We start from the raw sequence: 13,283 nt of genomic DNA, 5'->3' as shown, positions 1-13,283 counted from the left end.
GGTCAGGCAACCGTGATGCGGTCGTAGACCGGGACGCTGAAGGGGTTCAGCTCCACATGGGAGAGCCGGGCCGCGTACCCGGCGCTGCCGTTCTGGTACCAGAGCGGGATGGCCGCCATCTGGTCCCGTACGACCGCTTCGGCGCGCTGGAACGTACGGACCGCCGTCGCCATGTCCGTATCGGCGTTGGCCTCGTTGACGAGCCGGTCGAACCTGGCGTTGCTCCACTTGCCGTCGTTGGACGAGGCGTTGGTGTAGTAGAGCGGCTGGAGGAAGTTCTGGATCAGCGGATAGTCCATCTGCCAGCCCGCCCGGAAGGGGCCGGTCAGCTTCTTCCTGCCGATCCGGTCGCGGAAGTCGGCGAAGGTGCCGACCGGGCTGCCGACGCAGGATCTGTCGTTGCCCAGAGCGTTGTTGACGCTGTTGCAGACCGCGTCGACCCACTGCTTGTGGGAGCCGGTGTCGGCGTTGTACGTGATGGTGAGCCGGCCGCCGGGGATGCCGCCGCCCTCCGCGATCAGCTTCTTCGCCGCGGCCGGGTCGAAGTGACAGGCCTTGCCGCAGAGTCCGGCCTTGTGGCCGCCGTCCGTGCCGAGGACCGGGGAGGTCCAGTCGGTGGCGGGGGTCCGGGTGGAGCGGAAGATCGTCTCGGTGATCTGGCGGCGGTTGACGGCCATGGAGAGTCCGGTGCGGACCTTGACGGCGCCCGGGGTGTTCCAGGCCGGGTCGTAGTAGGGGAAGGCGAGGGTCTGGAGGATGCCGGCGGGGCTGTTGATGTAGCGGCCTTCGAGATCGGCCTTCACGTTCTTGAGCTGCGCGGCGGGGACGTCGTCGAGGAGGTCGAGATTGCCGGAGACCAGATCGGTGTAGGCGGTGTTGTTGTCCGTGTAGACCCGGAGGTCCACACCGCCGTTACGGGCCTTGTCGCTGCCCGGATAGCCCTTCCAGGTACGGAGCGACATCTGGGCGCCGCGCGTGTAGTTCAGGACGGTGTACGGGCCGTTGCCGACCGGCTTGGCGAGCCAGTCGGCGTGATGGTCGAAGAAGGCCCGGGGCAGGGGTACGAAGGCGGCGTAGCCGAGGGTGTCGGGCCAGGTCGAGAAGCGCTGGGAGAGGGTGACGGTGAAGGTCCGCGGGCCGGTGACGCGGAGGCCGGACAGGGTGTCGGCGGTCGGTTTGCCGGAGACGGGGTGGACCTGGTCGTACCCCTCGATGTACTCGAAGAAGTAGGCGTTCTTCTGGTTGTTCTTCAGGTGCGCGCCGTAGTTCCAGGCGTCCACGAACGACTTCGCGGTGACCGGTTCGCCGTTGCTGAAGGTCCAGCCGTCCCGGACGGTGACGGTGAAGTGCGTCGAGTCGGTGGTCTCGATGCGCTCGGCGAGGACATCGCGCGCCTGGCCGGTCTTCGGGTCGTACCGCTTGAGGCCCCGGAAGATCATGTCGAGGACCTTGCCGCCCTGGACCTCGTTGGTGTTGGCCGGTTCGAGGGGGTTCTGCGGGTCGCCCCAGGAGGACGAGAGGACTCCGTCGGGGCCCCCGGCGGGTGCGGCGCCGCCTCCGCCGCAGGCGGTCGCGGTGAGGACGACGGCGAGGGCGACGGCGGAGGCGGGGGCGACGGCGGGGGCGAAGGCCACCGCGCGGGCGGTGCGCTTGGCGTGTGCGGCTGGGCGCATCCCAGAGTGCCTCCTCGTCGGGCGGGTCCTCCGTGCGTGACCCGCTGAGACCAAAGATCGAGCGCCGGGGCAGGATCCGCACATCCAGCCCGCGCAAATGGACGATCTCGGATGGACGGTCTCAGGAAGACGGAGGAGTCACCGGGGCAGCCGAAGGCCTGTGCTGTGCCGGGGCAGCCGAGCGGCAGAGGTCACGCCAGCAGGGCGGCCGTCTCGTCCTGCTCAGGCGTGCCCAGCGCGGTGAAGAGTCCGTGCGCACGCCGCCAGGTGCTCCGAGCGGCCCGCTCGTTCCCCGTCCGTTGCTGTGCGTGCCCAAGAGTGATCAGAACGCGTGCCCGCTCAAGCCTCTGTCCGGACCGCTTCGCGAGCTTCAACGCCTCTTCGCACGCGTCGAAGCACCGTGCGCTGTCACCGGCCGCCAGGTGGACGGCGGCGAGCAGGCCGTAGAGCCGCGGCAGATCCAGCCGGCCGCCGTCGGCCGCCAGCGCCAGAGCCCGGTCCGTCTCCTCGTACGCCTCGTCGTAACGGCGGAGCCGGCAGTTGACATGCGCGGAAACCCACAGCACACCGACGAGTTCCGTGCCCGTGTCCTCGGCGATCTCCCTCGCCGGGACGAGCCGCTCAAGGGCGCTGTCCGTCCGGCCGGTCTTCAGATCGACGCCCGCCATGCCGGTGAGCGAGGCGATCTGGCAGTTTCTGTTCTCGACCTCCCGGGCCAGCCGCAGGGCCGTGTCGAAGGCGTCCATCGCCTGCGCGTGGTGGCCCGCCTCGCTGTGCACCCAGCCGAAGGTCTCGTGTGTCACGGCCGCGGCGTACTGAAGACGGGCGGCACGCGAGACGCCCAACGCCTCGTCAAGCACCAGCAAGGCGTCGGGAAAACGCGCCTGCTGCTGCCAGACGAGCCCAAGGTTCACCAGGGTGAGCGCCTGCAGATTACGATCACCCGATTCGTCGGCCAGCGGTCGGCTGGCCAGCAGACATTCCTCGGCACGGTCGAGCCGGGCCAGTCTCAGATAAGCGGACGCCATATTGTTCAGGCCTCCCGCTTCGCCACGCTTGTAGCCCAGCTCCCGGTTGAGGACAAGAGACTTCCGGTAGTAGGGGAGGGCTCGACGGGGCTCGCCGAGCTGTTTCAGCACGACGCCGCAGAGCTGGAGCGTCATGGCCTCCCCTCTTCTCCAGCCCGCGCGGCGCGCGAGAGCCAGACCACGCTCGCTCTCCGTCAGCGCCGCTCTCAGATCGGCCATGCGCCATCTGGCGATCCCCAGCGAATGGTGCATGGCGGCCTGCCCCAGCGGATCGCCTTCCTGCTCGGCCGCGGCCAACGCGATTCCGGCGACGCGCAACCACTCCGCATACGTCCTGCTGTGATGGAGGAGGTCCTGCATCGCCTCGACCAGAAGCCAGCAGTACCGGCGGGGTCCGTGCTCCGCCGCGTACGAGACGGCGACCGCGATGTTTCCCCACTCCTCCTCGAACCAGGCGCCGGCTTCCGCCGAATCGCGGAAGTCCACCGGTGAAACGTCCGCCCGCCCGGAGGCATCGTGCGGAAGGTTGGGCGGCTGAAGGCCGTACACCTTCGTCGCGTTCACCACACACGCGAGGTAGTAGTCCATGAGCCGCCGGACACCGGCATCGCGTTCGGCGCCGGTGTCCTCTTCCCGGCCGCGCTCGGCCGCGTACTCCCGTACCAGGTCATGACAGAGAAAACGGTTGGCGCTCATCTCCTGGACGAGATGCACCCTGGCCACCACGCGCAGCAGGGCTTCGGTTTCCGTGACGTCCGCTCCCGTCAGCGCCGCGCCGACCGCCGCGGAGACGCTGACACTGGGAACGAGACCGAGGAAGCGGAACACGCGTCGGGCCGGCTGCTGGAGCGCGGCGTACGACAGGTGGAGCGCGGCGTCCACTGCCGCACTCTCGTCGCCCTCCACGCGAAGCCTCGCCAACCGGCCCTGGTCGGCCAGTTCGCTCACATAGGGGCCGATCTTCCGGTGCTCGTGATCGGCCAGCCATGACATGGCGATGCACAGGGCCAGCGGCAGCCGGTCGCAGAGCTCGACCAGCGCCACCGCCGCCTCGGGCTCGGCGCGCAGCCGGTCGTCACCGATCCCATGGGCGATCAGACCGAGAGCTTCCTCCTGATCGAGGGCATCAAGTGCGAGGCGCCTCGCGCCGTCGAGCGCGACCATGCCGCCCATCCGGTCGCGGCTGGTGATGACAGCCAGACTCTTCGGATTCGGTGGCAGCAGCTTACGGACCTGCGCGGGATCCGCGACGTCGTCCAGTACGAGCAGCACACGGCGGTCGGCCAGGAGCGAGCGGTACAGGGCGATCTGGGCGTCCAGCGAGACCGGGATATCGCGAGGTGTCTGCCCCATTCCTTGCAGCAGCAGCGACAACGCCTCGGACATCGACATCGGCTCCGACGTGTCGAACCCACGCATGTCGAGGAACAGCTGACCGTCCGGGAAATGCGCGGCGACGCTGTGTGCCCAGTGGACGGCCAGCGACGTCTTGCCCACACCGGCGGGACCGACGACAAGCAGGATCCGGTCCGCTTCAGCCAGGAACTCATCGAGCCGACGCAGTTGTTCCGCACGGCCGACGAATCGTCTGGAAGCGGGAAGCTGACGGGGAACCGCCCACCGCGGCTCCTGCCCCGGCCCCGGCCCACCGTCGCCGCCCGTCTCAGGTCCGGAATCGCCCCGCAGCATCCGCTGGTGGAGCTGGCGCAGTTCCAGGGTCGGCTCCACACCGACGTCGTGCATGAGACGTGTCCGGAAGTCCCGGTACACCTCAAGGGCGTCAGGGAGACGACCGGTGCGGTGGAGCGCCAGCATGAGCTGTTCCCGGGGCCTTTCCCGCAGGGGCTGCTCCATGACCAGTCGCGTCAGTTCGGCGACGACGACCCGGTCCTGGCCCAATGCCAGATTCGCGTCGACAAACCCTTCGATCGCCCCGGTTCTGATCTCCGCGAAACGGTGTCTCTCCGACTCGGCGGCAGGGCCCGTCAAGTCGGGGAAGGGGTCGCCTCGCCAGAGCGCCAGAGCTCGGTCGTACAGCGTGATCGCTTCCTCGTACCGGCTGCTCACCGTCGCCAGACGGGCCTCGTCCACGAGGGTCTCGAACTCTTCGATGTCGAGTTCTCCGGGGCTGACACGCATGAGGTAGCCGGGGTTCGTGGTGATGACGCGCTCCTGGCCATGGGGCCCAAGAGCCCGGCGCACCTCCGCGATCAGGGCTCGTACCCGGGCGCCGGGGGAAACCGGAAGATTCTCGCCCCAGAGCCAGTCCATGAGGTGATCCACCGAAACCACGCGATTGGCCCGGAGCAGCAGGACAGAGAGCAGAGCCCGCTGCCTGGCGGTGAGCGCCACCTCTCGGCCGCCCACGTCGGTCTCTACGGAACCAAGCAGGAGAAAGCGCAAGGTCACGGTCACGCGGGTCACTCTAATCGAAATCGTGACCGAGCCGGAGGGGCGGCCCGGCAATCGCGCCTCTTCTCACGAGGATTGCGGACACATCGGAACAAATTTGCATATACATCCCGGGCTGTCCGGTCGGTGAGATCCCATGAAAGATCCGCGAATGATCCACGACAAACATCGCTGCAAGACTCGGAAAGCAACATGCGGTTGCCGCGCGACGAAAAGATCCCCACTCACCCAATCGGAGATGAGCCATGGCGCTCTACCCCATCGTCATCCTTTCCCTGTTTGCCGCCTGCGCCGCATGTGCTCTTTCTCTCGCGGTTTCCCTCAGGGTGAAAAAGTTGCTCGATCCACTCATCGAGGAAGGCGCGTTCAAGAACGACCGGCCACCGACGGTACCGATCGGCACGGAGGTCCCGGGCTACGGGAAGCTGACCGACGTCAACGGAGACACCGTTGAACTGGCCACCGGCTCCGGCGATTCCTGGATTCTGGCCTTTTTGTCCACGACATGCAGTGGATGCAAGGCCCAGCTTCCCGTCTATCGGGAATACCTCAAGCGGCAGGGCGTCTCTCCGGACCGGCTGATCACCGTGGTTTCGGGAGCAGCCGCGGACCTCGTGATGTATACGGCCGAGATCGGCGAGATGAGTCGAATCGTGCACGCGGACGACTCGTCGACCATCGGATCCGATCTCAATGTGTACATCTGGCCCACGTATCTGCTCGTCAATTCCGAGCGCGCAGTGGAATTCTCCACCACAAGCATTTCCAGCCTTCCCGAACTCGTCACCCGGGAGACGAAGGCGCTGGCAACGCCCTGACGCCGTCCCCGCCTCTCCGAACCCTCTCCACGGGAGCAGCAAACGGTGCTCTATTTCCTCTCCATCATTGCGTTGCTCGCATCATGCGCAGCGTGTGCGCTCTCCTTGGCCCTGACGATTCGGGTACAGAAGACCGTCGGGGCCGCCCCGGACATCAGCGCGATCCGTTCGGCCTCCGCCGCCCCGGTGGCTCCGGGCACACGGATCGCGGACCACCAGGATCTCGTCGACGTGAACGGCAGCCCGTTCTCGCTGCCGACCGACTCCACGGAGCCGTGGGTTCTCGCTTTCCATTCCCTTGAGTGCGGTGGCTGCCGACGGCAACTTCCCGGCTATCGGAAATTTCTCGCAGCGCAGGGCATTCCCAGGGAACGTGCTGTCTCCGTCGCCATTGGCGAACCGTCCGAACTGGACTGGCTGAAGGACGGACTGGAAGGCGCCGGCCAAGTTGTCCATGTCCAGCAGGACTCGCGGATCCTGCTGGACCTTCAGATCAGCACATGGCCTGTCTATCTGGTCGTCGGACGCGACGCCACCGTCGTCCACTCGACGCTGAGCGCGAGCCGGTTGTCCACGTTGCAGATGAGCTAGCTCTCGGGGCCGTCGGTCCCGGGCGCAAACCCTGACTCCGCGGGACGGTCGATATCGCTCAGACGCGACGGCCGATCCCCGCGGCAATCCAAAAAGAAAGGAGGTGAACAGAATGCGAATTCTTCACACTCTGGGCGCGAAGGTGGCCGATCTTCTTCTTCCGAAGACGGAGGCCGATGCCGGATGTGCTCCCGACTGCTACTGCAAGCAGTGCTCGATGGGCGGCACGAACTGCAATCCCAGCGGCGTCGTCACCGGCGGCAATCGCTGCGTAGTACGTTGCTGCTACACGCCGACCTGCGGGACCTCTTGCGTCGTCACCTAGCCGACAAGGCCGGCCGATAGAAGCCGAAACTTCTGTCGGCCGGCCTTGCCGATTCACTTTTCCACAGACAACTTTCCGCAGAAAACGAAGATCGCGAGAGATCGTTGGAACTCCTTTTGGCATTCAGCAAACTGTCGCTCATCTCGCTCTTCGGCGTATCAGCAGCGACGAAGGCGAGGGACCTCACCCCGCTCGTCACCCACATAACCCTCACCATGCCGCTGAGCAACCGGCCCGCCCGCATGCTCGCCCTGGCGACAGTTGCGGCCGAGTCGCTCGCCGTGGTCGCCCTGTTCGTTTTTCCGCTCCTCGGTTTCATTGTTTCACTCGTGCTGCTCGCCTGTTTCACCGTGCACTTGAGCAGAGTTGTCGCATCCGGAGTGGCCACGTCGTGTGCCTGTGCGGGAAGTTCCGAATCCACGGTCTCCGCGGTCCATGTGGTTCGTAACGCGATTCTGATCGGAGTGGCACTCGCCGGCATCGCATCGATGTCGTTCCGCCCAGCCGCGTCCGTCGCAATTCAGTTGACGGTGGCGGGCCCGGCCATGCTTTTCGGAGCAGGCATGCTCTGGCTGGATGAGATAACTCGCTTTTTCTCCCCCCGATATTCGCGGTCGGGCTGACGCCATGAGAAGAGTGAACGCCCTGCCCCCGATGGCCAGGTACGGCGTGGCAGCGATGGCACTGGCTTGGCGCACAGCACCTGGACTGATCAGCGTGTACGCCGGACTTGCCCTGCTCGGGGGCGCGTTTCCGATAGCCGTCGGCTGGCTTATGAAGCTTATTCTGGACCGGCTGGTCAGTGGCGACGGGGCGGGCGTTCTGATCGGTCTCGCAAGCTTCCTGGCGGCACTCAGCGTAGGTCAAGGGGCACTGCCGCACATCAGTCAGTTCGTGCGGGCGGAGTTCGGGCGAAGGGTGAGCCTGGTAGCACTGGAGGAACTCTTCACCGCGATCAACCGGTTTGTCGGGATCGGCCCGTTCGAGAACCCCGAATTCCTGGATGAACTCCGCTTCGCGAAGCAATCAGGAAGCGCCGCCCCCAACCAGGTCATCAATAGCCTGATCGGGGCGCTTCAATCCGTGGTGACGGTGGTCGGATTCCTGGGTTCGCTTGTTCTGCTGAGTCCGGTCATGGCGATTTTCGTCCTGCTCTTCGCCGTCCCGATCGTCTTTGCCGAGATTTCGCTCTCCCGTAGCAGGGGGAAGATGCTCTGGAGCATCAGCCCCGCCGAACGGCGTGAATTCTTCTACAACGAATTGCTGTCGAACGTCGATGCGGCCAAAGAAGTCCGGCTCTTCGGTATCGGCGATTTCCTGCTGGATCGCATGAGAAGTGAGAGGAGAACTGCCGACCGAGCGAAACGGGCAATGGACATCCGTCAGGCCCGCACTCAGTTCGGCCTCGCTCTCCTTGCGGCCACGGTAAGCGGTGGCGGTCTGATCTGGGCCGTGCAGTCGGCGCAAAAAGGAGCACTCTCCATCGGCGACATCACAATTTTTGTGGCCGCGGTGGCGGGGGTCCAGGGCGCTTTGACACAGTTGGCATCCGAGGTGGGGTTCACTCATCAGTCACTCACTCTGTACAAACATTACCTGACGGTCACCAGGAAGGACCCGGAGCTGGTGGTCGCCGCCGATCCACAGGATCTCCCTCCACTGCGTTTCTCGATCGAACTGCGGGATGTCTGGTTCCGGTATTCGAGTGACCATCCCTGGATTCTTCGTGGTGTGAATCTGAAGATAGAGCAGGGGAAATCCCTGGGGCTGGTGGGGCTGAACGGCGCCGGAAAGTCCACACTCGTCAAGCTGTTGTGCCGTTTCTACGATCCGACTCGGGGGTCGATCCTCTGGGACGGTGTGGATATCCGCCAGGTGGATGCCGCGCAACTGCGCTCACGTATGGCGGCGGTTTTCCAGGACTATATGCAGTACGACATGACGCTCAGGGAGAACATCGGGCTGGGCGATCTGACGGCACTGGAAGACAATGACCGCATCGAGCAGGCGGCGGATCGCGCCGGGATCGCCGATACCGCCGAGGAACTGCCGAACGGCTACGACACTCTTCTCACCAGAATGTTCTTCGCGGAATCGGACAAGACCAATCCCGAGACGGGCGTGGTTCTCTCCGGGGGGCAGCAGCAGCGCATCGCCATCGCTCGGGTGTTTCTGCGGACCAACAGGGATTTCGTCATCCTCGACGAACCTTCGTCCGGTCTCGACGCGGAATCGGAGCACGAGGTCCACTCGGCCCTCACTCTCCACCGGAAAGGCAGCACAAGCCTGTTGATTTCACACCGTCTCGGGGCCGTCCGCGAAGCCGATCGCATCGTCGTCCTGTCCGAAGGGAAGATCGTCGAGGACGGCAGCCATCAAGAGCTGCTGCGCGTCGCCGGTGAGTACGCCCGGCTCTTTCATCTGCAGGCGTCGGGCTATTCCGAAGAGCCTTCGGACGACATGCCGGTCAAGGTGGGTCCGCAGTGATCGGTACATGGGTGGCCGGAGCATGCGCTGTAGCACTCTCACTCGGTGCCGGCTACCGAATGCTGACCAGACGTCTGATCGTCGTGACCGTGCGCGGACTGAGCATGCTGCCGACCTACAACCCTGGCGACCGGGTTCTGGTCAGACGGGGGACCGAACCTGCCCGTGGTGAGGTGGTTGTCGTCGAATCACCCGCCGCCATGCGGTCGTCCGGAGACACCGGCGATCGATGGCTGATCAAGCGTGCGGTCGCGGTAGCAGGCGATCGGGTCGATGAAGAGAGCCGTGCCGGTGTCCGGGGTGAGATCGTTCCGCCAGGAATGCTGTTTCTGCTCGGGGACAACCGGAAGCTGAGCATGGACTCACGGCAGATCGGCTACTTCTCCACGCGACAGCTTCTGGGCACGGTGTGGTTCAGACTCTGAGCGTTGCCGCCGTGAGAGTGGGGTCGCGTCGGAGGATCTGACTGTGCAGATGGCGTAGGGCCATGCCGGGCTCGTTGCCCAGTTCCAGAACGAGCTGGTTGCGGATACTGGCGAAGCGCGCCAGGGACTCCGCCTGTCGGCCGCTGAGGTAGAGCGCCTGGATCAGGAGTTCCGCGATCTTCTCGTCGAGCGGATGATCCTCGGCGAGTTGATACAGGAGCGGGACCGTCTCCATATGGCGCCCGAGACTCAGCGCCAGTTGGGCACACTCGATCTGTGCCGACAGCCGCTCGCGCTCCAGAGTCACCCGGACACGGCCCGCCCAGGACGATCCCAGGTCGGACATGGGCGCACCACGCCACAGGGCCAGCGCGGAGTCGAAGAGGTCGACGGCTCCCGACCAGTCCGCGGTCCGGTCCGCGTCGCGTGCCGACCGGACAAGGCGGCGGAACCGGTGCACGTCGATCGCCTCGGGATCGACGTGGAACACATAGCCGCCTCTCCGACGGGAAATGAGGTCGGGCAGCTCCGGTCCGGCGCCGCACCCGAGCGCCTGGCGGAGTCTGCTGGCGCACGTGTAGAGCGTGTCCTTCGGCCGCACAGGCGGAATATCCTCCCATATTCGGTCAATGATGAAGTCGTCGGCGACGAATTCGTTGGGCTGCCAGGCGAGCAGTGCCAGGAAGCGCCGCACCTTTTCGGCATGCGGCGCCGATGGGACATCGCCCTTCCAGACACTCACGGGCCCCAGTATCTGAAACCTCATCGAACCTCCCCCAGTTCGGCCCTCTGCCGAGATCACGGGGATCGTCGCAATCGGATGCATGGCCGGCGCATGGAAACCGCATGGCCGCAACCGAGGCCCCGGCCGTGCCTGAGAAAGATGCGTGAAAGATCCCAGTGCCACCATGTCGCTCACGGATGGAAACCGTCAGAAAAAGGAGTGCCGAAATGACGCACGAGGAGAACAAGCACCAGCCGGTAGAGAAGGCCGAGGAAAAGCAGCCCGGCGTGATCGAGATCAGGATTCTCGACAAGATCGAGACAATCCAGGCGAAGGCGCCCGCGCGCTGATCACAGCCCGGAACGGCCGGCGGGGCGGGCGGAGCGGAAGGGGCCGCCCGCCCCGGCGGCGGCAGAATACGGATCGGTTACGGATGGGTGTTGAGCCATGCTGTTTCCACGAGTGAAACCCGAACACAGCCCCTACCGGTACGACGACGGGACGATTCGTATCGGCGGCGAGCTGTACCCCGTCGCCGCCGAGATCAAGGACCCGCACGGCTGGGTCTGGGCGGCGCTCGGTCTCATGAACGGGCACCGCGCGGCGGCCGAGATCGTCTCGGAGCTGGGCGCCCGGTACGCCTCGCTCAGCCGGTCCCATGCGACGGATCTGCTCGATCAGCTCATGGCGACCGGTTATGTGGAGGACGCGGCGGCCCCGGCACCCGCTGACCTGGACGCCTCGGCGAGGGAGCGGTACGGCCGCAATCACGCGTTCTTCCGGCGGGTGGACCTGCGGCCCGGGGCAAGCGCCTGGGAGGCGCAGACCCGGCTCAGGGAGTCCCGGGTCGTCGTGCTCGGTCTGGGCGGCACCGGCAGTCACACGGCATGGGCCCTGACGGCCGCCGGGGTCGGGCGTCTGCACTGCGTGGACCCCGACGTCGTCGAGGTCTCCAATCTGACCCGGCAGACGCTCTACACGGAGTCCGACATCGGCCGCCCGAAGGCAGCGGCGGCCGCCGCTGCCCTCAGAGCGGTGAATTCCGGGACGACCGTGACGTACGAACAGCGCAAGGTGACCACGGAACAGGATCTGAAGGACCTGGTTTCCGGCTTCGACGTGCTCGCGCTGTGCGCGGATGAACCCCGGGACGACGGAATCAACAGAATGACCAGCAGGGCATGTGCCGCGGCCGGTCTCCCCTGGGTCGGCGCCGGCTACGACGGACCGCTGGTCACAGTGGGTGTCTACGGTCCGGGGGGACCCTGTTTCGAGTGCGTCGCCGCCGGTGAGGAGGCCCGTCTGCGACAAGGGCCGGTCCCTCATCTCGGCGGTCCCGGTGTCATCGCCCCCTCGGCCGGAATCTCCGGCCATCTGCTCGCGTACGAGATCATCTCGCTCCTCACCGGCGTCGCCCGGCAACCGCCCGGCTATGTGCGGGGAATCAACTTGATCGCTCCCGATCAACTGATCCATGTCCGGCACCCCGCGCTCGCGGACTGTGAAACGTGCCGTGGCTGACACCGGGCCGGGCGAGAAAGCGCCGGACGGCCGGATCACTCAGGTGGCCTTCCACCCGCTGGGGTTCCGTGAGGACGGCGACGAGTGGATCGTGGGCCGACGAGATGCGGGAATCTTCGTCGCGCTGCCCTGGGAGGGCGTCCTCGCCGTCCGCCTGCTCGCATCCGGCGCCACCGTGGATGACGCGCGGCAACGCCTGCGCGCCGAAACGGGGCGGGACATGGACGTCGACGGCTTCGTCCGGGCGCTGTCCGACCTAGGGCTTGTCTCCTCCATCGACGGTCGCGCCGCCTCCGTACAGGCCCCGGCGGCGCCCACTCTCCCCGGCATTCAGCCGCACCATGTCCGCTGGGCTCTCCACCCGCTCCTCCACGGCGCTCTGCTGGCCGTCGGGCTCTCCGGGCTGGTGGCCGCCGTCACGTACCCCCGGATCCTCCCGCGCTGGGACGATGCCCTCTGGAGCAGCCACGGCACCTTCGTCCTGCTGGGGCAGTCGGCGATGACCTGGCTGTTCATCGCCTTCCATGAGCTGGCGCATCTGCTGACCGCACGCGCGGCGGGTGTGCCGGGGACGATCCGACTCGGTACGAGGCTGCAGTTCCTGGTCGTACAGACCGATGTCTCCGGAGTCTGGCTGTCGGACCGCCGGACGCGGCTGACGGTCTATCTGGCGGGCATGGTGCTGGATCTGACGCTGAGCGGCGCGTGCCTCCTGGTCATGGCGGTCTTCGGTACGCATCCTCTGCTGTCGCTGATCGCTCTGACCGGACTGGTGGCCGTCTCACTCCAGTTCATGGTGTTCACCCGTACCGACATCTACTTCGTGTTCCAGGACCTGGCGCGCTGCCGCAACATGTACCGGGACTCCCTCGGATATCTGCGGCACCTCTGCGCCCGTTCGACCGGCCGTGAGTCGCTCGATCCCCTCATCGGTCTCCGTTCCGGCGAACGACGCGCCCTGCGCGCCTACACGGTCCTTCTCGCGGTCGGCACCGCCGGCTGCCTCACGCTGGCCTTCTTCGTCACCACACAGGTGACTTGGGCCCTGCTGAGCCGTTCGTTCGCTCATCTCACACAGCCGCGGAACTGGCTGGAGGCGGTCGACGCCACGACCACATTCCTTGTCGTGGCCGGATTGCAGCTTCTGTGGGTGACAACCTGGTGGAAGACACATGGTCAGCGCGTCCGGCGGATGATCGGCAGGCTGTCGGACAAGCGCGAGGGCATCTGAGGCTCACCGGCACCGTGCGGGAACCGGCATCACACACGGCGGCGCCCG

11 protein-coding genes are annotated in these 13,283 nt (G+C 66.0%); 8 read left to right on the top strand and 3 right to left on the bottom strand.

From position 1 onward, the window contains the following. Positions 1-2 precede the first annotated feature (2 nt). Together ACFU9P_RS08100 and ACFU9P_RS08095 are read right to left on the bottom strand one after the other, a co-directional pair. A complete protein-coding gene (locus ACFU9P_RS08100) occupies positions 3-1,673 on the bottom strand; it encodes an ABC transporter substrate-binding protein (protein ID WP_384078266.1) in 1,671 nt (556 codons plus the stop codon). Between the two features lie 191 nt (positions 1,674-1,864). Beyond that, a complete protein-coding gene (locus ACFU9P_RS08095) occupies positions 1,865-5,116 on the bottom strand; it encodes a BTAD domain-containing putative transcriptional regulator (RefSeq protein ID WP_384078265.1) in 3,252 nt (1,083 codons plus the stop codon). Between the two features lie 242 nt (positions 5,117-5,358). Between ACFU9P_RS08095 and ACFU9P_RS08090 the strand changes: the two genes are divergently transcribed. The 5 genes from ACFU9P_RS08090 (at position 5,359) to ACFU9P_RS08070 (ending at position 9,759) form a co-directional block, all read left to right on the top strand. After that, the gene (locus tag ACFU9P_RS08090; protein WP_384078264.1) at positions 5,359-5,931 is read left to right on the top strand and encodes a TlpA family protein disulfide reductase; all 573 of its coding nucleotides are present in this window, start codon (positions 5,359-5,361) and stop codon (positions 5,929-5,931) included. 45 nt (positions 5,932-5,976) lie between these two features. Then, the gene (locus tag ACFU9P_RS08085; RefSeq protein WP_376378324.1) at positions 5,977-6,522 is read left to right on the top strand and encodes a TlpA family protein disulfide reductase; all 546 of its coding nucleotides are present in this window, start codon (positions 5,977-5,979) and stop codon (positions 6,520-6,522) included. Positions 6,523-6,963: 441 nt separating this feature from the next. Continuing rightward, positions 6,964-7,470 carry a MauE/DoxX family redox-associated membrane protein gene (locus ACFU9P_RS08080; RefSeq protein ID WP_384078263.1) on the top strand — a complete coding sequence of 169 codons (507 nt, stop codon included), beginning with the start codon at positions 6,964-6,966 and terminating at the stop codon, positions 7,468-7,470. Positions 7,471-7,474: 4 nt separating this feature from the next. After that, complete coding sequence (locus ACFU9P_RS08075) at positions 7,475-9,334, top strand: ABC transporter ATP-binding protein (protein ID WP_384078262.1); 1,860 nt, start codon at positions 7,475-7,477, stop codon at positions 9,332-9,334. Next, on the top strand, positions 9,331-9,759 hold the full coding sequence (locus ACFU9P_RS08070; protein ID WP_384078261.1) for a S26 family signal peptidase: 429 nt from the start codon (positions 9,331-9,333) through the stop codon (positions 9,757-9,759). The genes ACFU9P_RS08075 and ACFU9P_RS08070 overlap by 4 nt, the downstream gene beginning before the upstream one ends. Here the strand turns inward: ACFU9P_RS08070 and ACFU9P_RS08065 are convergent. Next, a complete protein-coding gene (locus tag ACFU9P_RS08065; RefSeq protein WP_376378312.1) occupies positions 9,749-10,501 on the bottom strand; it encodes a BTAD domain-containing putative transcriptional regulator in 753 nt (250 codons plus the stop codon). The genes ACFU9P_RS08070 and ACFU9P_RS08065 overlap by 11 nt on opposite strands. A 209-nt stretch (positions 10,502-10,710) precedes the next feature. Here ACFU9P_RS08065 and ACFU9P_RS08060 point away from each other — a divergent pair, with 209 nt between their 5' ends. The 3 genes from ACFU9P_RS08060 to ACFU9P_RS08050 all read left to right on the top strand — a co-directional run bounded on the left by ACFU9P_RS08060 (position 10,711) and on the right by ACFU9P_RS08050 (position 13,235). Then, on the top strand, positions 10,711-10,833 hold the full coding sequence (locus ACFU9P_RS08060) for a hypothetical protein (protein ID WP_384078260.1): 123 nt from the start codon (positions 10,711-10,713) through the stop codon (positions 10,831-10,833). A gap of 97 nt (positions 10,834-10,930) precedes the next feature. Beyond that, on the top strand, positions 10,931-12,004 hold the full coding sequence (locus ACFU9P_RS08055) for a HesA/MoeB/ThiF family protein (protein WP_384078259.1): 1,074 nt from the start codon (positions 10,931-10,933) through the stop codon (positions 12,002-12,004). Then, positions 11,997-13,235: a hypothetical protein gene (locus ACFU9P_RS08050; protein ID WP_384078258.1), complete on the top strand. Its 1,239-nt coding sequence runs from the start codon at positions 11,997-11,999 to the stop codon at positions 13,233-13,235. The genes ACFU9P_RS08055 and ACFU9P_RS08050 overlap by 8 nt, the downstream gene beginning before the upstream one ends. Positions 13,236-13,283: the final 48 nt, after the last annotated feature.

This window comes from Streptomyces sp. NPDC057617 (assembly GCF_042800555.1).
Lineage (GTDB): Bacteria > Actinomycetota > Actinomycetes > Streptomycetales > Streptomycetaceae > Streptomyces.
Note: the sequence above shows the minus strand (reverse complement) of the source record. Positions and strands in the feature narration are given on the sequence as shown.